Origin of the sequence: Leptothoe sp. EHU-05/26/07-4, from assembly GCF_043421015.1 — a bacterium.
GTDB lineage: Bacteria > Cyanobacteriota > Cyanobacteriia > Phormidesmidales > Phormidesmidaceae > Leptothoe > Leptothoe turfae.
Genome location: NZ_JAXSQV010000005.1, coordinates 495448 through 519705, shown reverse-complemented (window position 1 = coordinate 519705; position 24258 = coordinate 495448). Strand labels below are relative to the sequence as shown.

Annotated in this window: 23 protein-coding genes; 9 read left to right on the top strand and 14 right to left on the bottom strand. The window is 49.1% G+C overall.

Annotated elements, in window-relative coordinates:
* The first annotated feature begins 223 nt into the window (after positions 1-223).
* Positions 224-1114, top strand: a complete 891-nt coding sequence (gene crtR / locus U2F10_RS20920; protein ID WP_348917908.1) for a beta-carotene hydroxylase — start codon at positions 224-226, stop codon at positions 1112-1114.
* A gap of 129 nt (positions 1115-1243) precedes the next feature.
* Here the strand turns inward: crtR and aroH are convergent, their stop codons facing one another.
* A complete protein-coding gene (aroH, locus tag U2F10_RS20915) occupies positions 1244-1657 on the bottom strand; it encodes a chorismate mutase (RefSeq protein WP_163662381.1) in 414 nt (137 codons plus the stop codon).
* 92 nt (positions 1658-1749) lie between these two features.
* Positions 1750-2610, bottom strand: a complete 861-nt coding sequence (sppA, locus tag U2F10_RS20910; protein WP_163702793.1) for a signal peptide peptidase SppA — start codon at positions 2608-2610, stop codon at positions 1750-1752.
* A 182-nt stretch (positions 2611-2792) separates the two neighbouring features.
* Between sppA and U2F10_RS20905 the strand changes: the two genes are divergently transcribed.
* The 7 genes from U2F10_RS20905 (at position 2793) to U2F10_RS20875 (ending at position 9672) form a co-directional block, all read left to right on the top strand.
* On the top strand, positions 2793-3911 hold the full coding sequence (locus U2F10_RS20905; protein WP_499873174.1) for a DMT family transporter: 1119 nt from the start codon (positions 2793-2795) through the stop codon (positions 3909-3911).
* Between the two features lie 627 nt (positions 3912-4538).
* Entirely contained in the window at positions 4539-5906 is a 1368-nt protein-coding gene (locus tag U2F10_RS20900; RefSeq protein ID WP_499873173.1) for a HEAT repeat domain-containing protein, read from the top strand.
* Between the two features lie 153 nt (positions 5907-6059).
* A complete protein-coding gene (locus U2F10_RS20895; RefSeq protein WP_163702792.1) occupies positions 6060-7133 on the top strand; it encodes a glycosyltransferase family 4 protein in 1074 nt (357 codons plus the stop codon).
* A gap of 123 nt (positions 7134-7256) precedes the next feature.
* Entirely contained in the window at positions 7257-7634 is a 378-nt protein-coding gene (locus U2F10_RS20890; protein WP_499867584.1) for a hypothetical protein, read from the top strand.
* 350 nt (positions 7635-7984) lie between these two features.
* Positions 7985-8329, top strand: a complete 345-nt coding sequence (locus U2F10_RS20885; RefSeq protein WP_006516189.1) for a YbjQ family protein — start codon at positions 7985-7987, stop codon at positions 8327-8329.
* A gap of 33 nt (positions 8330-8362) precedes the next feature.
* Positions 8363-8800 (top strand): YbjQ family protein, encoded by a 438-nt coding sequence (locus U2F10_RS20880; protein WP_499873172.1) that lies wholly within the window; start codon positions 8363-8365, stop codon positions 8798-8800.
* 32 nt (positions 8801-8832) lie between these two features.
* Positions 8833-9672, top strand: a complete 840-nt coding sequence (locus tag U2F10_RS20875) for a M48 family metallopeptidase (protein ID WP_499873171.1) — start codon at positions 8833-8835, stop codon at positions 9670-9672.
* 47 nt (positions 9673-9719) lie between these two features.
* Here U2F10_RS20875 and U2F10_RS20870 read toward each other — a convergent pair whose 3' ends face one another.
* The 12 genes from U2F10_RS20870 to rpaB form a co-directional block, all read right to left on the bottom strand.
* Entirely contained in the window at positions 9720-10478 is a 759-nt protein-coding gene (locus U2F10_RS20870) for an RIO1 family regulatory kinase/ATPase domain-containing protein (protein ID WP_499867585.1), read from the bottom strand.
* A gap of 6 nt (positions 10479-10484) precedes the next feature.
* Positions 10485-11252 (bottom strand): HAD-IA family hydrolase, encoded by a 768-nt coding sequence (locus U2F10_RS20865; RefSeq protein WP_163702788.1) that lies wholly within the window; start codon positions 11250-11252, stop codon positions 10485-10487.
* Positions 11253-11604: 352 nt separating this feature from the next.
* Positions 11605-12534 (bottom strand): 2-hydroxyacid dehydrogenase, encoded by a 930-nt coding sequence (locus U2F10_RS20860; protein ID WP_499873170.1) that lies wholly within the window; start codon positions 12532-12534, stop codon positions 11605-11607.
* 36 nt (positions 12535-12570) lie between these two features.
* Complete coding sequence (locus U2F10_RS20855) at positions 12571-14889, bottom strand: CPBP family glutamic-type intramembrane protease (protein WP_499873169.1); 2319 nt, start codon at positions 14887-14889, stop codon at positions 12571-12573.
* A gap of 251 nt (positions 14890-15140) precedes the next feature.
* The gene (locus U2F10_RS20850; RefSeq protein ID WP_499873168.1) at positions 15141-16115 is read right to left on the bottom strand and encodes a homogentisate phytyltransferase; all 975 of its coding nucleotides are present in this window, start codon (positions 16113-16115) and stop codon (positions 15141-15143) included.
* A 171-nt stretch (positions 16116-16286) separates the two neighbouring features.
* On the bottom strand, positions 16287-17357 hold the full coding sequence (locus tag U2F10_RS20845; RefSeq protein WP_348917910.1) for an AI-2E family transporter: 1071 nt from the start codon (positions 17355-17357) through the stop codon (positions 16287-16289).
* Complete coding sequence (locus tag U2F10_RS20840) at positions 17341-17676, bottom strand: DUF2288 domain-containing protein (protein WP_163662412.1); 336 nt, start codon at positions 17674-17676, stop codon at positions 17341-17343. The genes U2F10_RS20845 and U2F10_RS20840 overlap by 17 nt, the downstream gene beginning before the upstream one ends.
* Before the next feature lie 72 nt (positions 17677-17748).
* Complete coding sequence (locus U2F10_RS20835; protein WP_163662415.1) at positions 17749-18399, bottom strand: 1-acylglycerol-3-phosphate O-acyltransferase; 651 nt, start codon at positions 18397-18399, stop codon at positions 17749-17751.
* A 5-nt stretch (positions 18400-18404) separates the two neighbouring features.
* Entirely contained in the window at positions 18405-19283 is an 879-nt protein-coding gene (gene fabD, locus U2F10_RS20830) for an ACP S-malonyltransferase (RefSeq protein ID WP_163662417.1), read from the bottom strand.
* A gap of 113 nt (positions 19284-19396) precedes the next feature.
* Positions 19397-20395 (bottom strand): beta-ketoacyl-ACP synthase III, encoded by a 999-nt coding sequence (locus U2F10_RS20825; protein ID WP_163662419.1) that lies wholly within the window; start codon positions 20393-20395, stop codon positions 19397-19399.
* A 6-nt stretch (positions 20396-20401) separates the two neighbouring features.
* Complete coding sequence (gene plsX / locus U2F10_RS20820; RefSeq protein ID WP_163662420.1) at positions 20402-21436, bottom strand: phosphate acyltransferase PlsX; 1035 nt, start codon at positions 21434-21436, stop codon at positions 20402-20404.
* Between the two features lie 182 nt (positions 21437-21618).
* Positions 21619-22347 (bottom strand): response regulator transcription factor RpaB, encoded by a 729-nt coding sequence (gene rpaB / locus U2F10_RS20815; protein WP_031294240.1) that lies wholly within the window; start codon positions 22345-22347, stop codon positions 21619-21621.
* A gap of 436 nt (positions 22348-22783) precedes the next feature.
* Here rpaB and radA point away from each other — a divergent pair, with 436 nt between their 5' ends.
* Positions 22784-24241: a DNA repair protein RadA gene (gene radA / locus U2F10_RS20810; RefSeq protein ID WP_163662422.1), complete on the top strand. Its 1458-nt coding sequence runs from the start codon at positions 22784-22786 to the stop codon at positions 24239-24241.
* The last annotated feature ends 17 nt before the right edge of the window (positions 24242-24258 follow it).

Here is a 24258-nt window from a genome sequence, read left to right as displayed (position 1 = left end):
GTTAAGGCCTACCTGAAAGCTTAGAGACTCAATCCTTTCTTAGACTCTCCAACGATGTTGGCTAGACAACCGTCAGAAAAAACGTTGGCACTGATTATCAGGCAGTAGATTGTTTTGAGTCAGTTTGGAAAGTGTTAAGCAGTAAATGAGATAACGTCACAAAACTTTATTATCACCTCTAGGTAGCGTATACTTCGAAACATAGGTGTGAAGGAGTATTACTGTGGTTTCGGTGCCAACACATCCGGCAGTACTTAGACGAGTACCCAAGGATCTTTTAGACGCGGACGGTGGTGTTAGCCCAGACTTACTCATATTCGTAGGAGCAGTCCTATTGGTGACTATTGCTACGTTTGGGTATTTTGCCTGGAGCTTTCCCCACTGGATTTGTTTTGTTTTAAACACGGTGGGCTTACACCTAGTGGGAACGGTTATTCATGATGCATCCCACAATTCAGCCCACAGCAACCGCATTATCAATGCGGTTTTAGGCCATGGCAGCGCATTAATGCTGGGTTTTACATTCCCCGTGTTTACACGGGTACATCTACAGCACCATGCCAATGTCAATGATCCGGAAAATGATCCGGACCATTTTGTATCTACCTGCGGTCCTTTGTGGCTGATTGCACCGCGCTTTTTTTACCATGAGATTTACTTTTTCCAGCGACGACTGTGGAAGAAGTATGAGTTACTGGAATGGTTTTTAAGCCGTCTAGTCGTAGGGGGTCTAATTTACTCCGCCTATCGCTTTGGCTTTTTGAACTACTTTGCAAACTATTGGTTTGCACCAGCCTTGGTTGTAGGCGTGGCTTTAGGACTATTCTTCGACTATTTGCCCCATCGTCCCTTTGAGGAAAAAAATAGATGGAAGAATGCACGGGTCTATCCTAGTCGGCTATTGAATGTGCTGATTATGGGTCAGAATTATCACCTGGTGCATCATTTATGGCCATCCATACCTTGGTATAAATACCAGCCTGCTTATGAGGTGATGAAGCCTCTGTTAGACGAAAAGGGGGCTCCCCAATCATTAGGACTGCATCACCGCAAAGACTTCTGGGGATTTGTTTATGACATCTTTTTAGGCATTCGCTTGCACCACAAGAAGTAGCGCTTGGCGCACTAGATAGATAAGAATTCTTTGAATGTTTTATACAAAGGGGTTCCAGCTTTGGCTGGAACCCCTTTGTAATAGATTATTTCTGATTTATGATAGCCCCGCCAAGTTATCGAATGCTCACTATTGAACATGGGCTGAGGTGCTGACACTGGACCAATCAGGGCGCAAACCACTGGCTCCTCGCAGATAAGGATGATAGATATCGGCTTTAGGCAGAGTCATGTAAGCATGGATCAAAAAACGAATGCACATGGGCAAGCTACCAGACACCTGCATATGCTGCACATCTAGCAAAGGAACAGTATCCCAGTCAGGGCGCTGCCGTGCGATCGCAGCTGGAAAAATTGCATCCAAATCAGACGTCACTGAAAACGTAACGCTAATCATAGAATCAGGTGTAATTGGATTTTTGGCTTCCAAGGCGTCGAGTAGTTCAGTGACTGCATTCGCGATCTCAGCTATTGAATTCTCAGGTACGGTAGTCGCACCTCGAATGGCACGCACTCGCCAGTCACCTATCTCTCCTTGCTGCATGTTGCCTATCCCTTGTACATTGCATGGCTGGCTCGCACCATCCCCTTAGATAGAGTAGCCTTTTCTAGGTCTGCTAGAAATCCATGCCCAGATTATCCACCAAACGGACCAGGCAATGTATTGCCTGGCGATTGATAGAGCCATAGGGGGACCCCTTGATAGGCAAGTTCAAACTCTAACCATCCCTGCATCCGAGGACTCATCCAAGGAAGCATCGCCTGACTATTACCCGGCAATAGCTTATTCCAAAACGGCTTACGCTCTTCAATGTTATAAATTTCAACCTTCTCTGGGTCCAAATCAGCGAGTTCAGCGGCCCACTGCTTGGCGTCAGCTTCTGTACCCACCCGATCGACTACACCTAATTCCAGCGCCTGGGCACCGGTGAAAATACGTCCATCTGCAAAACCGCGAACGACATCTTCATCTAAGTTACGTGCAGTTGCTACGGTCGACACAAACTGTCCATAACTGACATCAATCAGCTCTTGTAAAATTTTCTGCTCAGGCTGAGTCAGCTCTCGATCAAAGGACAAAATATCTTTGTAGGGGCCAGACTTGATCACCTTGAATGACACCCCAACCTTATCGAGCAAGCGCTCCAAGTTATTTCCCCGTAGAATAACGCCAATACTGCCAGTAATTGTGCCGGGATTCGTCACAATATGCTGAGCACCCATGCCAATGTAGACACCCCCAGAAGCAGAAATATTGCCAAAACTAGCGACAATTTTGACGGTTTCCTGGAGTTTTTTTAACGCACTATAAATCTCTTGAGAATCGCCCACCGTGCCGCCTGGGCTATCGATACGCAGCAACAGTGCCGGAAATTTCTTCTCTTTGACCTCTTCAAGGGCCTCCAATACTCGCTTCCGAGTTCCACCTGCAATTGCTCCAGAAATTTCGATACGGGCAATCTGTTTACGGAAACGTGGCTTGAATGGCCAAATCATAGACATTGACTGAATAAACGACGAACGTTCAGATGATTACTATAACCCCCTGCCGTAGGCTATTACAGCTTGATAATATCGAAAAATTGCTCAACAGCTTTGCAGGGAACGCCATCAGAACTTAACATAACTTTATAGTAAGGAACGTAGTTTTTCAGTCTCACCCATTCTTTCCCCGCTGCATGGCATCCCCCTTCAACCAGGAAAATACACCAGCCCTAGTTTTGATTGCCCCCTTCTTTTTGTGGGGTACGGCCATGGTGGCAATGAAGGGGGTGATTGACACGACTAGTCCTTTATTTCTAGCCACATTACGATTAATGCCCGCCGGCATACTGGTCCTAATGGTGGCGGCTATTTTAGGACGTAAACAACCGCAAAGCTGGCAGGGATGGGCGTGGATAGGGGGCTTTGCATTAGTCGACGGCACCCTATTTCAAGGTTTTTTAGCCGAAGGATTACAGCACACAGGGGCCGGTCTTGGGTCGGTCATGATCGACTCTCAACCCATTGCAGTTGCCTTAATGGCTCGTTTCCTATTCAAAGAAATCGTTGGTCCTTTGGGATGGATCGGTTTGATATTAGGCATTCTTGGCATTAGCCTACTCGGCTTACCCGACGAATGGATTCTTCGTGCAGTCTCAGGCATGTCGACGGGTTTTACCACCGGTCACTGGCCCACCCAGACAGAGTTTTTTGGTAATCAGTTACCCATCGGTCAAGAGTTAATCACAATCCTGTTAGGGCATGGGGAGTGGTTAATGCTATTGGCAGCGTTGTCAATGGCGGTAGGGACAGTCATGATTGCCTATGTTTCTCGCCATGTAGACCCAGTAGTTGCCACTGGCTGGCATATGATCCTAGGTGGTATTCCCCTATTAGGCCTCTCTGCCTATACTGAAGTCAATCAGTGGCAAGGTATTACCATCACTGGGTGGTTAGCAATTCTTTATGCCACGGTGTTTGGTAGTGCCATTGCCTATGGCATCTTTTTCTACCTTGCCGCCAAGGGCAATCTCACAAGTCTGAGTGCCCTGACATTTCTAACCCCCGTATTTGCACTGACGTTTAGCACATCATTACTGTCAGAAAATCTCAGCACTGTTCAATGGACCGGGGTTGGATTTACGCTCATTAGTATCTATCTAGTTAATCAACGGGACGTCATTACTCAGGGACTAGTCAACATATTAACGGGGCCATCCGTCATCGGTTTGGCCAAAGCCATTAACCCTGAGCTAGCAAAATCCATGGAAGCCTGGCTCTACTCCCAAGGGGGTGTGGACCCGTCCTCGGATTAAGCATTATTACCATAGAGTGAAGCCCACAAGACCTTGACCACATCTGGTCTTCACATAGGTTGACCACATACTAAGAACTCTTGATAAATCAGCTCTTAGATTACTTAGTTATTTAGGTTAGTATTGGCTGCAAGCTGTCGAAACCTGTTGCGATCGCAAATGTCTCACATCAGTTGAGGTTTTTGCGACTCGATTGCTCTATTTTCTGGGGCTTTGGGGATTTTATATCATGTTGACGGGGCCAGAGCGAATGCTCTGACGACTGCAAGCTCAGCCAAAATTTTTAGGAACTTGGGCACATTTAAGCCATGGACTTGAACATGGCAATCCAAAATTTGGGTAAAGTTAGGAGAAAGCGCGGTGCTATTGCCGTTGGCTAGAGCGGTAATTTAATTCTTACAGGCTTCTACATGGCGATGCCATGGTGTTTTAATCACTGGTTAAGAAGCCCTTTCAAGATCAGAACGACCTGGTTGTGATATGGATTCAGCAGGAATCTGCCATTCAAAGCATTGAATAGTCGGTCTGTGCCGTGAACAGAGTGACGCAGGTACTGGATACTAAACTGATATGATTTGGCGCTCTACTCTAGTATTTTTAACAAGTCTGACAGCTTTCACGCTATCTGTGACAAGTCTGCAAGCCAAAGGTAGTCCCTCACTGATAGCGCAGTCTCCGAGCGTTAACCCAGATGCGGCGGTCAACACAGGTGAGCAAACTCCTGATTTTCGCAATAACTCCTCCAACTCTCCATTAGAAGGTGCTACTTCTGAGGAGCAGAAAGAGGAAATCAAGGCTTTACAGCAGGAGCTTAAAGAGCGCGGCTATTACAATGGGCCTATTGACGGTATTTATGGCCCCGTTACCGCTGCAGCTATTGAAAAATTACGTGGGCAGCAAAGTGAACAATCTGATGCTGCACCGCGCCTATTTTCACAATCTGATGTAATTGAAGCACCTGCCGACCCTGAAGCATCGGATGCGGCTGATCCAGATGCTGAAGATGGCGCTGTAGGCACTCCAGAAGGCGAAGCAAATTCTGTGCGCATCAACGCAGAGAACGCAACGGTAGACGGAGAAGACATCAATATCGGTGATGAAGTTTCACCGGAAACAGGCATCAACAGTGGGGCTCCGAATACGCCTCCTGTAACATCTGCCCCTACTGCGACTACTCAGCCTGAGCCATCACCAGGATTGGGTAGGCTATTGTGGCCGGGCTTAGCGCTCATTGCAGCCCTCGGCAGCTTTGGCATCGGTTTTGTTCTGTCTAATCGGACCCAATCCACTGGTGACGATGAGCAAGATGCCCCCTGGGGAGCCGTCCCTAAAGAAGTCTCCCAGCCGACAACAGCTAATACGTCTTTGAATGGGCATACGACGGCTAATGGGACTGGCTCTGCGGCAGATGTAAATCATCTCGTTACGCCACAGCCTCCTAGTGGAGTCAACAATAGCTTGCCGATCGTATCTAGCCCCGTGAGCGCGACTACTCGCCTGGCAAAAGTCGATGTAATTGATGAGCTCGTGGCCAATTTGCAGGTGGCCGATCCAAGCAAGCGTCGCAAGGCCATTTGGGAATTGGGTCAGCGAGGCAATTCCTCTGCTGTGCAACACCTGGTAAATAGCATGGTGGATGCGGACTCCAAAGAAAAGAGTCTGATTCTGGCAGCACTTTCAGAAATTGGCATTCGTTCTTTGAAACCAATGAATCGCGCCCTTGCGATCGCACTACAGGACGATAATCCGGATGTGCGCAAGAATGCGATTCGCGATTTAACTCGTGTCTACGATTTGGTCACTCAGATTAGCCAAATGTTGGGCCATGCCACCGAAGATGAAGATGCAGAAGTCCGTCGCACAGCAGAGTGGGCTTTAGAGCAGCTAAATCGTATTCGTGAAGCTCCTAAGATGCAATCCTCCTTAAATACGCTGGAAGCTTCGCGGGCCACTCCAGAACTGCTGCCCGATGAAGTGGAAAATATAACTAATTAGGCAGGCAGGAGCCAATTGGTTTGCATTGAAGCCTAGCTATATAGGCAAATCTATATTGTATCCAGCTCAAAATCTATCCACAAATGCTAGAAGTCAGTGAGTTGATCAAGCAGCACCCATAGTAGGGTCATAGGGCTGAGTTGATGCGGTTACATGGCACGGTGCTTAAGATTACTCTTTGTATCCACTCCCGTAGGCCCCCTAGGTTCAGGTCTAGGAGGCGGTGTTGAGCTGACAATAGTCAATCTAGTCAAAGCCTTGACCCAGCAAGGTCATCATATTGCGATCGCAGCGCCCGACAATTCCCAGATCGAGGGGGCGCAGCTGATCCAAGTTCCTGGTGCCCTGCAGTCCACAGCCCACACCCAGGGGCGGGATACACCGACCATCATGGTAGAGAATGCGGTTTTAGCTAACCAATGGACCTATGCACGTCAAGTGCAGCAGAGCTACGACCTGATTGTGAACTTCGCCTACGATTGGCTACCTTTTTACCTGACGCCGTTTTTTGATACCCCCATTGCCCACTTTGTCAGCATGGGCTCCCTCAGCGGCATCATGGACCAGGCCGTGGTCGACATCAATACTAAATTTCCCGGCACATTGGGGGCCTACACCCAAACCCAAACCGATACCTTCCCTGGTGGCCTGACCTGGGAAATTCTTAGCAGTGCCATTGACCTACAGCAGTACAGCTATTGCGACACACCAGAGCCGGAGTTGGCATGGTTAGGGCGTATTTCACCAGAGAAAGGGCTGGAAGATGCCGTTGCCGCTGTCCAGGAAACGCAAACTCCCCTGAAAATTTTAGGTAAGCTGGAAAACCCAGAGTACTGGGATACCATTCAGCGGACCTATCCCAATGCACCGATTGACTACCTGGGCTTTGTCAACACTCAGCAGCTACAGTCAACTGTCCGTCGCTGTCGAGGGTTACTGATGACACCTCGCTGGGTAGAAGCCTTTGGTAATGTAGCTATTGAAGCCTTAGCGTGTGGCGTCCCTGTAGTTGCCTATCGTCGCGGCGGTCCTGCCGAAATTATCGACCATGGTCAAACGGGCTGGTTAGTCGAGCCTGATAATGTCGCAGGTCTAGTCAATGGTATCGAACAGCTTGACCACATCGACCGTCGCTACTGCCGCCAGCAAGCAGAAATGAAATATTCTTTAGCCGCCCTCGGCAAACGTTTTGAGCACTGGTTTGAAGCGATCATTAAGACAGCCTAACTTAGGACACCTTTATGGGGTCTAATACGTTTTTCTCCTTAGCTGGGGCAGATACCACCACGGACCTACGTATCTGTCTCGGCTCTACTACCTGCTCCTGTTGCTTACCCTTACCCGTTGCCCATGCTCTCAATCCCCTTAATCGAAATCACTCAACTGGTTGAACAATTGGCTGACTACCCTGAAGCCTTGCGATCGCTTCAAGAAATCGAAGACTGTGATGGCGATTTAAACGATGCCGCCCTATCATTAGCCCTTAGAGCTGGGTTAGAACCGACCGAAAACGACGGTTGGCTAGAAGGCTTTGCCAAACGCTATCGCCACATCGCTTGTTTGCCAGAATTTCGAGCTAATTTGACAAAGCAGCAGATCGTCGGTTTGATCCAACACCTCACCCACAATAGCCAGTGCCCCAATCTGTTAGCCGTGCCCGTCGTGTTATACATCAGCAAAACTGGGGTAGATCATTTTTGCCAGAGTTTTGACAATAGTCGAGTCTAAGCAGAGTATGGGGCCTTTTAGCCTGACCTATCGGTATTTTTCCTTAGAAAATGCTGGATCAGCGCACTATTGCACAAATTTTGTGTAAAGCAACTTTTATAAAAGCAAGGGAATTATATAGCAGACGATAAAATCAAGCCGTTGTCACAGAGGCCATGGGGCAGAGATACCTCACTGCCATGATTAAGACCACCTATGGTTTAACAGTCCATACAAAGTGACAACGGAATTTGATCTCTATCCTATGTAGGTATCAAAGGAACCGTCACTGCAATGGGTGACTGGACGCTTTTTCACCCATAGGCAAACTACTGTAATACTGTAATTTAATTACTTATCGGAGCTTTGGAATGACACGCTCAACTGCTCGTGCAACGAACATTACCCTGACTAATCTAGAGGGTGTACCGGGCAAGGAAATTATCGAGCACTATGGCCTAGTACAAGGCAGCACCATTCGCGCTAAGCATGTGGGCAAAGATATCCTTGCAGGATTCAAAAATATTGTTGGCGGCGAATTGAAAGCCTATACAGAGCTGCTACAAGAATCCCGACAAGAAGCCGTTAATCGGATGGTGATGCAGGCTGAACAGCTGGGTGCAAACGCCGTTATCAATGTCCGATTTGCCACTTCATCCGTTGCCCCTGGTGCAGCTGAGCTTTTTGCCTACGGGACTGCTGTCAAAGTTCAGTAACCCCCCTCAACATAGGCAAATATAGGTAACACCATGGATCTTCTTGTTTTTTTGATTTTGATAGGGGTGGGTTACTTCATCGGTAATCGCCGCGAGCGTAAACACTACGAAGACATTAAACGCCGCGAAAAGCAAAGCCTCCACGTACCGGTCATGAGCTGGGGAGCAAAACAAGACCTGCCCTATGCCCATGAATCCGAACTATTCGTAGGGAGTGTCGTTATTGCCAACGATTATTTCAAGACGGTTTCCGCTGCTTTACGCAACCTCGTAGGCGGTCGGGTCACCGTGTATGAAACCCTGATCGACCGAGGACGGCGAGAAGCCATGCTGCGCATGAAAGAATCCGCCATGGAGTGGGGAGCCTCTCAGGTACTTAATATCCGCTTTGAAACCTCTAACATCGCGGGTCAGAGTTCAGCCGGCATGGGAGCCGTTGAGATTATGGCTTACGGCACTGGCATTCGTTAACCCAGCAACCCAGCAACCATAACCCAGCAACCATGAAATATACCCCGCGCGAAATCGTCGATGAGGTCAATATTACGCCGGTTCATCCCCTCGTTAATTTTGGCTATCTCATGGGCACCGTCGTTACGGCGGGGGTAACTCTTTATGTAGGTCTTGGGATAGCTGGCGCTCAAATTGCGGCACGCATGGGTCCCAAGGCCGAAACTCAGGTGGGAAAAGTGGTTTTTGATAGCCTATTCACTGGAGTTTCTTTAATCCATGAGGGGCAACAGTTTGAGTATGTTGAGGACCTAGCAGAATCGTTACTCACTGACGAATTAAAACAGCGCCCCGAACTCCAGGTTCACATCATGGAGGAGTACAGCCCCAACGCCATGGTGATTCCTGGCGGTCATGTATTTGTCACCACAGGGCTGCTCGACGACATCGAAACGGAGAATGAGCTCGCATTTGTACTGGCCCATGAGCTTGGCCATTTTGAACATCGAGATACACTGCGGAGTCTGGGGCGCTCCCTCGTATTTTTAAGTTTGAATAGCCTGTTGGGTTTTAGCGGTGTACAGCTACCGCCGTTTCTAACTAGCTCCATTAGTCTGGCAGATTTACACTACAGCCGCGAGCAGGAAGAGCGGGCCGATATCTATGCCATTGAAATGATGCAAGAGCGCTATGGCCATGTAGACTATTCCCTTGACTTTTTTAAGCGATTAAATGAACAAGAATTAGACCTGGGTGTCGCTAACCGTTTACTGGAATGGCAGTCCACACATCCGCTGACGGAGTCACGGATTGAACAATTAGAGACCCTGGCCACTCAACGAGGTTGGGCTTTGGAGGGGGAACCAACCCCATTACCCAACCAATTAGATTAATCAGACACTAGTAGGTTTTCTCCCATAGCTAGCTTCAAGATAAAGACTTAAACCTCAACTACTCCCAAATAGGTTATTAGGGAGTGTAGGTTCGCCCGAGATGGCTGGTGCTTATAACTTCGTAGATGCTCAACTAATACTGACTTGCTAACACTGGCAAACCATGGTCGCAAAAGCTGGGCAATCTGGGTGCTGATAAACAGCCCCTGCACCAATGTCGTAACATTGGCCGGGCGTCGCTCCAAACTAGTCTTATTAAAATCTATGAGTACCGGTTTTTGAGAACACATCAGGGCATGGGCTGTAATGCAGCGCAGATCGCCATGATCTATCCCAGCCTGATCTAAGCGGTAGGCCTGATCAATAAGCTGTGACACCAGGCTACGAATGTCCTCAGCCGGCTGTGGGGTTTGTAGCCAATCCACCAGCATAGGACCGTCGATGAAGTCCATTAGCAAGAAGTGATCGCTATGGGCAAGATACTTTGGGCCAACATCCACTGCATTAGCCCGTTGCAACATATCGGCTTCTGTACGTAAATTGGTTTGTGGGGCGGGCGCTCGCAGAATTTTTAGCACGCGATCGCATCCTTGATGGCGCACCCGCAACACCACGCCACAGTAGCCCGAGCCTAGAATTGCAAAGTCCGCTAAGGTCTCTGGGCCATAGGAATATATCGCATCAATCCCGCAGGTCTGTAGCTCAGCCCAGCGGTGGCTCAGCATCTCCTGATTACCGCTGGGATAGGCCAACAGCTGTCGAGCTGGACTATCCCAAAATTGCCCGAGGCTGAGGGCAGTCGTCACAGACACCTAAGCGCACAGCTGACGGGCTACGTCCACGGTGAAGTAGGTTGAATCACCGGCGCTGCCAGCTAATACATTGAAAGGAGTATCGGGGGTACCCAAATCGCTGAGCACCAGCTGAGCGCCAGTAAAATCTTGCGCTTTCGTATATTCATTGACGGTGACGACGGTTTTCAGTCCCGTCGGCGTAGCCGAAAGCAAACCGTTGTTGGTATCCTCAAATGCCAAACAGTTTTCTGCAGGCAAGTCGATATGTTCTAGGGCATATTCGTAAACATCGGGGGCAGGCTTTTTCTTGGGCACCATGTCGCCTGCGGCAATCACGTCAAACCAGTTTAGGCTATCGGCACCGAGGGTATTTTCGAGTAATGCCTGGACATTGGCTGGAGTGGTGGTGGTTGCGATCGCAAGTCTCACCCCTTCACTGCGCGCCTCATTGAGAAAACGTTCTACACCAGGGCGTAGGGGAATTTTGCCCGCTGCCGCATACTGCTTGTAATAGGTTGTTTTAGTCGCATGCAGATGCTTGATCATGGCATCTAAATCGCTAAACTCTGAGGGTAACTGGAAATCACCGAGATAGTCCTGCACATAGGCACGAATACGCTCTTTGCCGCCTGATACCTTGAGCAGTTTGCCGTAGAGTTCCGGTGTCCAATCCCAATCTAGACCTATATCTGTAAATGCTTGGTTAAAGGCGGGCCGATGGCCATCCCGCTCAGTTTCCGCCAAGGTGCCATCCACATCAAAAATCAAGGCCTTTAACTCTGCCACAGATTTCTCCTATCCACTAAAATCTCCAAACCTGATTTTACCGTCATTGGGAAACGGCCCATAGAACGCAAATAACATCCCAAGGGCTACAAATTTTCAACTCGTAGATTTTGCTACAAACTTGCAGCCAACCTGCTTGATATGTTGTATCTGAATGATGTGATCAGTGCAGGCCAATACACAGTTGGAGCTGCATTTCGATTCAACTATCGTTCACATACTCATGTGCCTATTCAGGCATTTCTCGAAGCGTTTCAACAAGAGACTCAACCACTTGGTTGGGCTCTTTTTTTATTTTATTTTCTCTATCAAAAAGATAAAGATGCAGAGAGCATGATGAGACCAGGCAGTATTAATATCCACGTCGAATATCCACCTGATTTAGCAATGGTTGTTTCTGTTGCATCCGTCGATAGTTTTCAACGATCTGTGGAGCTACAGAAACAGGATGGGTCAAGCTAGCAACGTGGGGAGTTATCGTAATTTTTGGATGACTCCAAAAGGGATGATCCTGGGCTAAGGGTTCTTGACGAAACACATCCAGGCAAGCGCCAGAAAGATGATTTTCATTTAGCAGTGAGAGTAACTCTCCCTCAACTAAATGATGACCTCGGGCCACGTTAATAAGGTAGGCTCCCTTGGGAAGCTGGGCCAATGTCTCTGTATTGAGAATATTTTCAGTTTCAGTGGTCAACGGCAATAAACAAACAAGAATTTCACTAGCTGCTAAAAAGTCCGATAGCTGTTGTTGCCCAGCAAAGACTTGCACATTGGCAATGGACTTGGGGCGACGTGACCAGCCGACCACCTGAAACCCTACCTGGACCAGGCGAGTGGCTACAGTGCTCCCAATTTGCCCAAGGCCCATGACACCAACGGTGACGTCATCTACATTACGTGGTGGTAGGGGCTGCCACTGCTGCTGTTGTTGATGTTGAGCATAGTCAGGAAACTGACGCACATGGTTGAGGGTGGCCGCTAAAACGTAGTCTCCCATCTGGCTCACCAGCCTTGGATCAACCATGCGCACTACGATCATCTGCGACGAAATGGAACCATCCTGCAACAGATTATCCACCCCTGCTCCCATGGAAGAAATCACCTTGAGGTTGGGATATTGGGAAAAAATGCCCTGGGGTTGAGCCCAAACGAGGGCAAATGTGACATCAGCTTTATCCCCATCGTCAGGCCACACCCGCAGATCTATCTTTAGATCGATCGCTTGAATAGCAGCCACCCAAAGTGCAGGATCTTTAGTTGGACAAATCAGACTCAGAGTCATGGCAGCCTTGCTATTGGTCTACATTATCGTTAACGATTAATTGTAGAAGCGCAAACGATGCCACCCTCCTAAAAAGATTAGCCAGATGGCTACAACTATCCAATGCAATCCCACCACAGTCCACAGAGAACCGGTATTTACATAAAGCGCCACACAGCTCAGCCCCAACAGAGCAGTTAATCCAATAAACAGGGGTCGACTAAATAAGGCCACTAGATGACTTCTAAACAAGATTGCCTGAAGGGGATGACTAATGCTAAAGAGTGCCATGCTTAACACCGCCCACAAAAGTAATGTGGTGGATAAGACCCCTTCAGTAGGATGGGGTAACAGTAATACTCGAAACAGTAGTTCTTCTATGAGGGCAGGGACAACAAGAGCGCGTAGCAGCCGTAAAACTAGTTGCCCAGGGGGCACACGACCCAAAATGTTTTGCAACGACAACAGTTTGCCCCATAGCCCCAGCGGGATAGCGATCGCACCATAACCAACAGCTACAGCTAATGTCATCAACCAATCACTGAAACTAGGCACTCTTAGAGCTTCAATCAGGCGAGAAAATGCTGTCGGGATAAAAAAGTATTGACCAAATAATTCCGTAGGAGCTAAGGGCAGAATTGTTGGATCGTTGCCTCCAATCTGATTGGTTCTCAGAAACCGTAGTGTGGCCCCTTGCTCATAAAAGATGATGGCCAGATGATCGTAGGCCACCCGAGGGATAATCGTACGCCAACTAAGCAGCTGAGTGATTAGATTATTTTTGCGATCGAGGGACTGATCGCGTGTACCGGCTAAAACTTCAGAATTCTGCTGCCAGTCCGGTCGCACAATGCCGACGGGCACCAGCGCATTTTCTAACCGTTTCCCTAAAACGGCCAGTGGTTGCAGCTGTTGGGGATCAACCGGCGGTTGATGGCGCACCTGGGTTTCAATTTGCTTAATGGTTTTATAGAGAGCCTGGCTAGAATCTTGAATACAGGATTGGGCAGGCGTCACCACGGCAGCGCCGGTCCCATCCCCAACTCGATAGCGGGCAGTCATAATCTGTAGTTGCTGCGCCAGCATCGCCAAAGGCTGAATGCTGGCCCCTGCCTGGCCATAATCCTGGGTTAATGTATCAAGCCTGACGATGACATCAGAAACAGGACGTGTGCCCATCCAGCCCCGTTGGAGATTGCCCATGTACTCTTCCCAGCTGAGTTTGCCAGACACAATCCCATTGGGGTTATGGGCATAGACCTGATGATAATGAATGTTAAATCGTAGCTTTTGCGTGATGGCATCACGCACCACGGTGGCAATGCCGTAGGAGAAATGTCCCGTTACTGTACCCACCACCGGAGGCTTTTCTGCTCGCTCGCCACCAATACCGCCAAAAATATGCAGCACTAAGCCCTGATCGCCCTCCTGCCAATCGGTTTGGCCTAGTTGTACAGTTTCGATGGTGCCTTTGCGATCGCGAGTCCGTCGCCAGTTACCAAAGTTGATATAGTTCAGTCCATCATCAGGGGCCGTAATTGTGGCATCGGGCTCCAACTCAAACAGGGCACGGGGAGCCAGGGCCTGCACCATAAATTGCCCTTGCCCGTTGGGGCTGCCATAAACATACCAACCACGTTCACCCGCAGGTGATTGTTCTAGCTGTTTCAGGCTAAACTGCCGTACCCCATTAACAGCCGGAACCTCTGGCAAATAAATAGCGTCTAACGCCCCATCGAATTCCTGGGAATCTGGATTATAGTGGTGTACCTGAAACTGCCGACAGACTGCGGGGCATGTGGTTTTCACCGCCGCAGTGGATGCTATTTTGACTAAACCATAAAATCGCTCAGCTATTTGAGTTGGCTCTTGAGCAATAGTGAGACCATCTTCCTTTCGCCTGACGCCTGCTAGAGACACCATTACATCATCCTGAGGGCGGGCCCCTGCTAAGGACTGCAATGGTCCCACAGTTTGCCAACCATCAAGCCTTTGGGGATGTACGTTACCCGCTTGCTGGCTTTCATCGGCCTCAGCGCCAAAGCGGAGATCCCGACTGACCAAGTTGACAGAGGCAGCCAGACTGGCATCAGCTTGCCAGGTTAAGGCAACGGTTTGTCCGACCAAGTCCTGATCAGACGATGGCGTGTGAAGTAACTCTATCCAGGCCCAGTCTCCAGGTTTGGCTTCAACTTCGTCTAATTGGGGCAAAACCAAGCGCCCTATCCAGTCAGCCACTGGCTGATAACGCTCGGGGGGGTTAACCACCTCTATGGAACTGGGGAGAGCGTTGATCAGAATGTCATAGTTAGACAGCCGCTGCACGGTCTCTGCTCTAGTACAACCTGAGACACCCAGCAAAAGAATCAGGGCCATGCTGAGCCCTAGGCTCCATGACCCTACCCAAAGATTCGATAGTCCTCGCCAAAACCGTAAATTTACAGGCACATTTGGGCTCCCGTACACTGTTGCCTAGGAGTACATAACTATAGAACGCCTTTCCTTACGATTTCTAGGTTTAGGCTGACCAGAACTAGCCTGCCATGCTCTGTACCGCTCTCTGCGGTGCATCTGCATCGCAAATCTGCATCGCAGTCTGCACCGCTCTAGCATGCTTATAAGGACCCCTAGTACAACAAGCAGGCAGTGGGGAAAATCAGGTATTCGATAAACAATAATTTCCAGATGAATTGGTAATACTCTCTGTGACTCATATAGGCACCGCTAGCATTACCAGACTCTAGCTGCACTTGACGGCTCAGATACCAGAAATAACCCAGTGCCAAGCCATGGGTGACCGCTAAAAATTCAGTATTGATGGCCAAAATCAATGGCGCGGTCAGAATGAGGCTAATGTAACAAACCGTGAGCAGCCACCAGACACTCCGCAATATCTTGGCTATTCTCCAATCGTCGATAACGTAGGATGCGTCTTGCAATTTTTTTAGTAGTGCGATCGCACTACTAAACAGCAACACCACCAGCGTCAACACCCATACCCGACCAGGTACCTGGGGCAGCAATCCCAGCTGGCTTGCCACATGCAAATAGATCCCTAAATTCACCACTGCCCCCCTCACCAACAGGGTGCAAAATGAAGCCAGCAGAGGGAATCGTTTTAATCGCAGCGGTGGCAGTGAATAGGCTGTACCAATCGCTAGACTGAGCCAAACAGTAACCATTAAATAAAGGCTCTGGGATAACACTGCCAGCAAGATAGCACCACTACAGGCAATGCCCACTAGCATCTTGGCCTGGGCAGACGAAAACTCTCCTGTTGCGATGGGCAGATAAGGTTTCTCGACATGATCAGCGGCAACATCTTCAATCTGATTGAGACCAACAATGTAAATATTGGTACACATACAGACCAACCAAGTCAGCCAGAGAGCACTGATCCCCTGCCACACATCAAATGTCCCAGGTGATAGCCCTGCCGGGTGGCGAGTCGCCCAGGCAATGCCAAACAACCCCAATACGCTCAGGCTAGTGCCCACAATCGTATGGGGTCGAGAAAACTTCCAAAACGCCCGCAACCATGGGATAGGGCTTTGCAATAGATTTAGAGATGGAGGACTAAGTGCAGATTTAGTCATCGGCATTATGGGGAACCTCTCAAATCACCATGCCGAGTTTTCCCGAGACCGTCAACAGATTCCGAGCATTGTTGAAATGCTTAATAGATCTGCTAAACATTTGTATCTTCCTAGGCAGAGGGCTCTCATTTTTATTGTTTGCAGGAGCGTTCCATAGAATGCCTCTAAAACATTCCGTTACGTCGACCGCCCTTTCAGTTCATCCACATCCAATAGGCTCACAATCACCCCAGCAATAGGAATTGCCAGAAACACCCCCAGTAACCCCGCTACTCGTACGCCAACAATCAGGGCAAAAAACATGACCACCGGATTAATATTCAGAGAGTCTCGCATCACATGGGGTAACAACATATTCTCTTCGACTTGTTGTAACAAAATACACACCACAATGGATTGCACAGCCATACCCAATCCTTGTGACAACAACAACAATCCTATTAATCCCACCCCCAATGTGGCACCAATGCCAGGTATCAGGTCAAAAAGCCCCGCAATAACGGCTAAAACCAGAGCATAGGGAATCTTCAGCAGCAAAAAAACAACAAATGTAGACACTGCAAAAAAGATGGACAACAGCAGTCGTCCCCAAAAAAATCCAAGAAGATTTTGCTGAATGGTTAAGGTTAATCGCTTCTGTTGATTGGCAGGGATCGCCTTTAAAATCCATCGCCATAGGCGGGGGCCATCTAGCATCATAAAAAAAGTCACCACAGCAATAAGAATTGCATTGATGAAATTTTCCAGCAGTGTCTGCACCAACCCCAAGCCAGATCCCAAGAGGTTAGTTGCCTGCTGCTGTAGCTGTTCTCCCAGGGCTTGCAGATCTACCTGCACATTCCACTGCCGTAGTGCAGTTTCAACAAATTCTATGATCGGCAGCAAAGCATTGAGAAAATCAGTGCCATTGTCTAGCAAATTTTGGCCTTGAGCAATCACAGCTAACGCCAGTGTGGTTGCCATACCACCAACCAATATCAAAGCCACCATAAACACCCCAAAGACTGCCATGCCATGGGGTAAAAATCGGCGACACCATCGCACTGGATAACTGAGCAAAAACGCTAAAATCGTGGAAATCACAAAAATGACCACCACGATTTCAAAATACGTCAATAGCTGCAATACGCCCCAGCCACTCGCTAAAAGCAGGAGAAATCGCACAAGCACCGAATTGTCTAGCTGAGCTAAAACGGTCCGTACTGTCTCCAGCGAGGGCTTTGTCTGCGGGTTAAGTCGAGGAGCCACTATTACTATTGGTGTCCGCTACTTGCAAAATCTCTTGGACTAAAACATAGGGCTGAACAATGAGAGACTGCAATCGATTGGGAGGGCCATCCACACCCCAAGTCTGTAGTTGCTCCCTGGAAGGTTTGGTAATTAGCTGCTCACCAATCCAGCGTTGCACAAACTGTACATTGTCATTGGTCAAGGCCATGCCCACTTCCACTAGATCAAGCTGAGGATCTACAAAGACAACCGTATCACGGGCAATGTGAGGTTTTAGCCAATTCCACTCGGTAGGACCCACCATATTCGCTAGATCTTGTCTTAAGTTTTGGGTCATTTTCTGGCTCCGCTGGACAGTGGTAGGTCAAAAAACTATCACTCTGATTGAAGAATTATTGTAACCTTTGCATCACCGCCCAAGATCGTGCATGGCATGGATGCGATCGCAACAATAGTCGGTCAAAGTCCGTAGCGCCGCCTTATCCTTGGTAGACTCTGGCGGTGCAATGGACGGGCCAATGCGCACAGTCACCGGTAAAGGCTTGGGAAATTTGCCCCCCCGGGGCAAAATGCGATGGGTTCCCCATAGACTGACGGGCACTAACGGCACTTGAGCCTTAGCAGCAATCATTGCCGCCCCCAGTTTTGGCTCCGGGATACGGCCATCACGGGTGCGGGTTCCCTGTAGAAATACACCCACGGCCCACCCTTTTTCCAGCTGTTGCAAGGCCGCCTGAATCGCCCCACGAGCTGACCCACCACGCTTTACTGGATAAGCCCCATAGGCACGAATTGCAGGTGATAAAACCGGCACCTTAAACAACTCTTGCTTCGCCATATACGAAACGGGACGGCGCACGCAGGAGGACACAATCGGTGGATCAAAGTCACTGGCATGGTTAGCCACCACCAGCACCGGGCCTGTTTTGGGCATATTTTCTGCACCATAGATGCGTCCACGAAAATAGCCCCTAAACATTGGATTAACCACCGACCACTTAAACAGGTAGTAAAGCAGCAAGCTGAGTCTAGGTTCCCGCTGTCGTGGGTGATGATTCACTGGCTTCAAAACGCTTCAACCTGCTCTAAAGTGGCGATGTTTTTCAGCCCTAAGCTGCGGCAAGTACGCTTGATCAAGCCGGTAAGGACTTTCCCTGGCCCCACTTCAACAACAGTGTCTATGCCCTGGTCAGGCAGACTCAGAGAGATTTCACGCCACCGTACTGAGCCCGTCATCTGCTGCATCAGACGCTTTTTCAATATATCTCCATCGGTGGTTGGTGTGGGATCCACATTGGAGAGCACGGGAACACTGGCATCTTTGAAGGGCACATCAGCCAGTATCTGATCAAACTCATGGGCAGCAGGGGCCATCAACGGAGAATGAAAGGCTCCCCCCACATTAAGCTTGACGGCCCGCTTCACCTTAATGCCATGCATAATGGCTTCAACTGCCTGGGGACTGCCTGAGATCACCACCTGGCCAGGATTATTATCATTGGCCAATACCACGCCTTCAGTCAGCGCTAGTTTCTCCTCCAGTTCCTGGCGCTGAAACCCCATCAGAGCGGCCATCGCTCCATCATCAGCCTGGGCCATCAATTCTGAGCGCCGCTTAACCAGACAGAGACCGGTAATAAAATCAAACACCCCAGCTGCGTAAAGGGCAGAATACTCTCCCAGACTATGGCCAGCTGTCATGTCAGGGTGATGGCCTTTTTCCCCCAACAGGTCTACTAAAATGCATTCAATCACATAAAGACAGGGTTGGGTATACAGGGTGTTGGCCTGCTGAAATTCCTCACTTTGCGATTGGCCCAATACTGACCAACCCAAAACATCTTCAGCCTCTGCCAATCTGTCTTTGGCCACATCGACCAAATCATCACCCATACCTACAGACTGGGACCCTTGCCCCGGAAATACCCACACGGTCTTTGTCATTGTTATTAGCGTATTCGTCCGTTCTTCAATGTCTCAGTAAATGACGCATTCGAAAAGGGTAGGCAAGCAGCCGATAACGCAGGGTGGGCATCGTCTGCCGCACCTTGCAAATCTTATAGCCCCCATTCCAGCAAGGCTGCACCCCAGGTTAAACCTGCGCCAAAACCAGATATCGCAATTTTGTGGCCAGGCTTGACATTACCGGTGCGCACCCATTCATCTAACGCAATGGGAATCGAGGCAGCAGATGTATTGCCGTGCTTGGCCATATTGCTAACCACCCGATCGTTCGGCAGCTTTAGTCGTTTCGCAACGGCATCTAAAATACGCTGGTTGGCCTGGTGTAAGATCAGCCAGTCAATGTCGTCAGCCGCTAGACCTGCATGGAATAGGGTCTTTTCTAAAACCTCTGGCACTCGACTAACGGCAAAACGGTAGACCTCACGGCCATTCATTGTAATGGTCTTAAATGTCCCCTGTTGGCTGGTAACACCATCCATTAGAGCGTTCGATTCAGGCTGATAGGCGAGGCGCAAACAACCGTTCATCGAGCCATCGCTGTGCATTTCAAAGCCCAGTAAACGGTCGCGATCGCACGCCTGCATCACAACGGCTCCGGCTCCATCGCCAAACAGTACACAGGTAGTCCGATCTTGCCAGTCGACCCAACGGCTCAACAAGTCAGCACCAATAACCACAACATTTTGGTAAGTACCGGTGCGAATAAACTGAGCGGCGGTGACGATACCAAACACAAACCCTGAACAAGCTGCCGTCAGGTCAAAGGCAACGGCACGATTTGCTCCAATGGCCGCCTGTACCTGACAGGCAGTACCAAACAAATCGTCAGGGGTGGAGGTGGCCAGGATGATTAAATCAATGTCGTCAGGGGCGAGATTAGCGGCTGAGATCGCAGCTTGAGCAGCTTGAGCAGCCAACTCAGTCAGCGACTCGTTCATGCTAGCCAGATGACGCTGGCGAATGCCTGTGCGGGTAGAAATCCACTCGTCAGAGGTTTCAACCATTTGACTGAGCATATCGTTACTCAGCACTGTCTCAACCTGAGCACTACCGCTGCCAATAAAGGCCACACCGGCCTCACCTTTTATCATTAGTTTCTAGTCTCCGTTGGTCACTGATGCAGCAACCTTTTGGTACTGCCCCTGGATATGCCCAATCACACCGTTATCGACAGCCTCTTTAGACAGACGAATAGCATTAAATATGGAAGGTGCGTTAGAGCTACCATGACTAATTACAGCCACACCGTTAACCCCTAACAACAAAGCACCACCATGCTCAGCGTGATCAAGACGTTGTTTAATACGCTTGAGATTGCCTTTGAGAATCAGCACTCCCAGCTTTCCTAAAATACCGCGTGGTAGTTCCTCTCGGAGAATATTGACAGCAACCTCACCAACGGCCTCAGCAAATTTCAGTAATACATTGCCAACAAAACCATCGCAGACAATCACATCAAAATTGCCTGAAAGGACGTCTCGCCCTTCGGCATTGCCCACAAAATTGATAGTCGTTGAATCGAGCAGGGCCTGATGCACTTGCACAGCAACATCGTTACCCTTACTGGGCTCTTCACCAATATTGAGCAAACCAACCCGAGGATTTTTCGCCCCAAAGGCATACTCGGAGTAAACACTACCCATAAGAGCAAATTGCTCTAAAAATTTGGGTCGACAGTCAACATTGGCACCCACATCCAAAATTAAAACCGGCTTGCCAGCCACCACCGTGGGAAAGACTGCACCAATAGCAGGTCTGTCAATCCCCTTAATCCGACCTAGACGCAAAAGGGCAGCTGCCATAGCTGCCCCAGAATGACCTGCTGACACAACAGCATCAGCACGACCTTTCTTCACCATATCCATGGCGACATTGATCGATGCATTACGCTTTTTGCGTAGAGCGCTAAGTGGCTCCTCATGCATCTCAATCGTGCCCTCAGATGGCACAATCTCAATCCGACTTAAGCTGTCGGGGTTAGCCACAGAAGCCCTAATTTGGTCAGGATTACCGACAAGCAAGATTTCAACATCTAGCTCTTCCCTTGCCCTAATAGCTCCAGCAACGATTTCGGCAGGTGCATAATCGCCCCCCATTGCATCAACTGCGATCCGCGCTTGAGTTAAGCCCATCGAATTGAATCTATAGAAACTTTAAGAAATTCTATCAGACTGAAACCGAGTGAAAATCCACAACTACAGTTTTCTGACAAAAGCTCAACCCCAAGCTTCCAAATATTCGGGCATTAACCCCATATACAGATACATCCCCAGAGACACAAATCATTTCAGCCAATTAGCTGATCTGATGGAGACTACTCTTCGCCAGGCTCAACAATTCGCTGGAAAAGGTACCCCGTTCCCCGTGCTGTCAAAATCAACTCAGGATTGCTGGGGTCATCTTCCAACTTCGCCCGCAATCTGGAGATATGGACATCCACCACACGGGTATCCACATGACGCTCAGGCGTATAGCCCCAAACTTCTTGCAAAATCTCAGAGCGAGAAAAGGGCTCACCAGAACGACTAACTAAGAGCTCCAGCAAACTAAATTCCATACCCGTTAGCCGGATACGCTCATCACCTTTGTATACCTGACGCTTATTGGTATCAATTCGAATATTGTTGATGGTGATCACACCAGAACTGGGGATACCAGAGGTGCCAGTTTTCTCAACCCGGCGCAATACAGAACGGATTCTAGCCTCCAACTCTTTGGGGGAGAAAGGTTTCACCACATAGTCATCAGCACCCAATTCTAAGCCAGTAATACGATCCGCCACATCCCCCAGCGCCGTCAACATAATGATTGGGATATCAGATTCCTTGCGTAACTCTTGACAAACGCCATAGCCATCGAGCTTGGGCATCATCACATCAAGAACAACTAGATCAGGAATTTCATGCCGGAAAGTGTCTAACGCTTCTTCGCCATCCGCCGCAGTTACGACATCGTAGCCAATCATCGAAAGGCGGGTTTCCAGGATACGACGAATACTGGCTTCGTCATCGACAACCAAGATTTTCTCTTTTACGCTTTCCAAAGTTTCTTGAACTCCTACATAACGGCGACGGCAGAAGACTTCGACCGTTGAAGGGCAGAGCATATGGCTCAAACCCTTGAAAAACCGACAAATTCATCAACTGTTAGGTGTCTCAAAAAAGATCGAAACCCCATCAGTAATTGAAGGACTCCTGATTAAAGCTTTAATTAGAGCTTATTTAAGATACCTAACATTGTATTGCGTTTTTCAAGCCATCACCTTTTGTTGCTGAGGTTTTCAACGTTTCTTAAGGTTGTTCTCCAACAGTCAAAATTTGTAGAGTATATTATCGGTGATTTTTTCGTTAACAAGTTTTGCACAGATTTACTTAAAGTTGTTCGTCCGTCTCTAAGCATCTATCCCCTGGGTCCATTGGGTTTTTAGCCCCTGCCAATGTTTACCATATATCTATAGTTCATTTGTTTCAATAACAGGCATGGCTAAAACTCGCTCGATTTACGTATGCAATGAATGCGGCGCAGAATCGCGGCAGTATTTTGGCAAATGTGCCGTGTGTGGCAGCTGGAATTCCCTGGTGGAACAGGTAGTAGAGCCTGCATCTAGCAAAAGCCGCCCAGGGCATCGCAGTACCACCAGCAAACGAGGAGAGACTAAACCTCGTCTCTCTAAAACGTTTAACCAAATTGCCGATCACCCTCAAACGCGTATTACCTCTGGCTATGGCGAGCTTGACCGGGTGTTAGGGGGGGGCATTGTGCCGGGTTCTTTGGTACTGGTGGGTGGCGACCCTGGCATCGGTAAATCTACACTGTTATTGCAAACTGCCAATCAATTGTCAGCGCGGACGGCGGTCTTATATGTATGTGCTGAGGAATCGGGGCAGCAGGTGAAGTTGAGATCGCAACGCCTCGGCATCGCGGCTAATCAGGGAAAAACATCGGATAAAGTGGGCAGTGTCCAGCCGACAACTCAAAATTCCCCAGAATCGCTATATCTCCTGCCAGAAACTGATTTGGACACCATCCTTTCAGAACTGGAATCCCTACGGCCTCGGGTTGCCGTCATCGATAGTATTCAGGCATTGTTCTACAACCAACTCACCTCTGCACCGGGGTCAGTATCCCAGGTACGGGAATGTACTTCGGCGCTGATGCAGCTGGCCAAACGAGAAAATATCACGCTGTTTATCGTCGGTCATGTCACCAAAGAAGGGGCAATTGCTGGCCCTAAGGTGCTAGAGCACCTGGTAGACACAGTGTTGTACTTTGAAGGCGATCGGTTTGCAAGCCATCGACTGCTGCGGTCGGTCAAAAACCGCTTTGGGGCTACCCATGAGCTGGGGGTCTTTGAAATGGTCTCCCAGGGGTTAGAGGAAGTTCCCAACCCATCTGCTCTATTTATGGGAAATCGAGATGAACAGGTGCCAGGAATTTCCACAATTGTGGCCTGTGAGGGTTCACGGCCTCTAGTGGTGGAGCTTCAGTCCCTGGTAAGTCCCACCAGCTATAGCTCACCCCGGCGTTCGACCACCGGGATTGAATACAATCGCTTGCTACAGATTCTAGCCGTGCTAGAGAAACGGGTGGGGATTCCACTGTCTAAGCTGGATGCCTATGTGGCTTCGTCAGGTGGGTTGAGTGTCGGAGAACCGGCGGCAGATTTGGGAATTGCCATTGCCGTTGCTGCTAGTTTTCGCGATCGCATCGTCGATCCGGAGTTAGTCCTCATTGGAGAAGTGGGTCTTGGCGGTCAAGTACGCCCCGTTGCCCAAATGGAATTACGCCTCAAAGAAGCCGCCAAACTAGGATTTAAACGGGCATTAGTCCCTAAAGGCCAGAAAATACCAGGGTTGAACATGGAGATCACTGAAGTGGGCAGAGTAGTAGATGCGATCGCCACTGCCCTCGCATTTCAAGTTGATACAGACGAGTGAGCCATTGATCTCTGCCC

Excerpts from the sequence above, each read along its gene's own strand:
- U2F10_RS20875 (WP_499873171.1), top strand. The coding sequence starts at position 8,833 with ATGAAATATACCCCGCGCGAAATCGTCGATGAGGTCAATATTACGCCG.
- U2F10_RS20860 (WP_499873170.1), bottom strand. The coding sequence starts at position 12,534 with ATGACTCTGAGTCTGATTTGTCCAACTAAAGATCCTGCACTTTGGGTG.
- U2F10_RS20850 (WP_499873168.1), bottom strand. The coding sequence starts at position 16,115 with ATGCCGATGACTAAATCTGCACTTAGTCCTCCATCTCTAAATCTATTG.
- U2F10_RS20840 (WP_163662412.1), bottom strand. The coding sequence starts at position 17,676 with ATGACCCAAAACTTAAGACAAGATCTAGCGAATATGGTGGGTCCTACC.
- U2F10_RS20855 (WP_499873169.1), bottom strand. The coding sequence starts at position 14,889 with ATGGCCCTGATTCTTTTGCTGGGTGTCTCAGGTTGTACTAGAGCAGAG.
- aroH (WP_163662381.1), bottom strand. The coding sequence starts at position 1,657 with ATGCAGCAAGGAGAGATAGGTGACTGGCGAGTGCGTGCCATTCGAGGT.
- U2F10_RS20880 (WP_499873172.1), top strand. The coding sequence starts at position 8,363 with ATGGATCTTCTTGTTTTTTTGATTTTGATAGGGGTGGGTTACTTCATC.
- U2F10_RS20885 (WP_006516189.1), top strand. The coding sequence starts at position 7,985 with ATGACACGCTCAACTGCTCGTGCAACGAACATTACCCTGACTAATCTA.
- U2F10_RS20890 (WP_499867584.1), top strand. The coding sequence starts at position 7,257 with ATGCTCTCAATCCCCTTAATCGAAATCACTCAACTGGTTGAACAATTG.
- fabD (WP_163662417.1), bottom strand. The coding sequence starts at position 19,283 with ATGACAAAGACCGTGTGGGTATTTCCGGGGCAAGGGTCCCAGTCTGTA.
- U2F10_RS20905 (WP_499873174.1), top strand. The coding sequence starts at position 2,793 with ATGGCATCCCCCTTCAACCAGGAAAATACACCAGCCCTAGTTTTGATT.
- U2F10_RS20895 (WP_163702792.1), top strand. The coding sequence starts at position 6,060 with ATGGCACGGTGCTTAAGATTACTCTTTGTATCCACTCCCGTAGGCCCC.
- radA (WP_163662422.1), top strand. The coding sequence starts at position 22,784 with ATGGCTAAAACTCGCTCGATTTACGTATGCAATGAATGCGGCGCAGAA.
- U2F10_RS20825 (WP_163662419.1), bottom strand. The coding sequence starts at position 20,395 with ATGATAAAAGGTGAGGCCGGTGTGGCCTTTATTGGCAGCGGTAGTGCT.
- sppA (WP_163702793.1), bottom strand. The coding sequence starts at position 2,610 with ATGATTTGGCCATTCAAGCCACGTTTCCGTAAACAGATTGCCCGTATC.
- plsX (WP_163662420.1), bottom strand. The coding sequence starts at position 21,436 with ATGGGCTTAACTCAAGCGCGGATCGCAGTTGATGCAATGGGGGGCGAT.